Here is a 1,298-nt window from a genome sequence, read left to right as displayed (position 1 = left end):
GACATCACGGACCGCAAGCGAGCGGAGCAGGAGATCGAGCGCCTGGCGTTCTTCGACGCGCTGACGGGCCTGCCCAACCGGCGGCTGCTGCTCGATCGCCTGCAGCGCTCCATCGCCGCGTGCCAGCGCACCAGGAACCTGGGCGCGCTGCTGTTCATCGACCTGGACAACTTCAAGGACCTCAACGACACCCTGGGCCACGACATGGGCGACCAGCTCCTGGCGCAGGTGGCCACGCGCCTGGTGGGCAGCGTGCGCGAGGCCGACACCGTCGCGCGCTTTGGCGGCGACGAATTCGTCGTCATGCTCGAAGCCCTGGCGCCCCAGCTGCCGCAGGCGGCCGCGCAGGCGGAAACCGTGGCCGAGAAACTCCTGGCCAGCCTGAACCAGCCCTTCGAACTGGACGGCGCCCAGCACTACAGCACCCCCAGCATCGGCATCACCCTCTTTGGGGACGAACGCCTGAGCGTGGACGAACTGCTCAAACGCGCCGACCTGGCCATGTACCAGGCCAAGGCGGCGGGGCGCAACACCCAGCGCTTCTTCGACCCGGACATGCAGGCGGCCGTCAACGCGCGCTCCAACCTGGAGGCCGACCTGCGCCAGGGGCTGGCGCGGGGAGAACTGCTGGTGCACTACCAGCCCGTCGTGGACCACCAGTCCCAGCTCATGGGCGCCGAGGCCCTGGTGCGCTGGCGCCACCCCCAGCGCGGGATGATCAGCCCCGGCGACTTCATCCCCCTGGCAGAGCAGACAGGCCTGATCCTGCCGCTGGGGCAATACGTGCTGCAGACCGCATGCCGGCAACTGCAGCGCTGGGCAGAGCACCCGGACACGGCGCACCTGTCCATCTCCGTGAACGTGAGCGCGCGGCAGTTTCGCCAGGCCGGCTTCGTGGCCGAAGTTTTGCAGACCCTGCACAGCCACCAGGCGGACCCGCGCAGGCTCAAGCTGGAGCTGACAGAAAGCCTGCTGCTGGGAGACATCGAGGACACCATCGCGCGGATGGTGCAGCTCAAGAGCGAAGGGGTGGGATTTGCGCTGGACGACTTCGGGACAGGGTACTCGTCCCTGTCGTACCTCAAGAGACTGCCGCTGGATCAGGTGAAGATAGACCAGAGCTTCGTGCGGGACGTGCTGGCGGACCCCAACGACGCGGCGATCGTGCGCACGATCCTGGCGTTGGCCAAGAGCCTGGACCTGCAGGTGGTGGCCGAGGGGGTGGAGACGACGGGGCAGCTGTCGTTCCTGCGGCTGCATGGCTGCGAGGGGTTCCAGGGGTTTCTTTTCGGGCGGCC

1 protein-coding gene is annotated in these 1,298 nt (G+C 68.0%); it reads left to right on the top strand.

The window, feature by feature from the left end; genetic code table 11:
• A partial coding sequence (locus AC1RCS_RS24895) for a putative bifunctional diguanylate cyclase/phosphodiesterase (RefSeq protein WP_218341917.1) occupies nt 1-1,298 on the top strand: 1,298 nt, incomplete at both ends.

Source organism: Acidovorax sp. GW823-FHT01C06, assembly GCF_058798375.1.
This window is presented reverse-complemented; position numbering and strand designations above follow the sequence as displayed.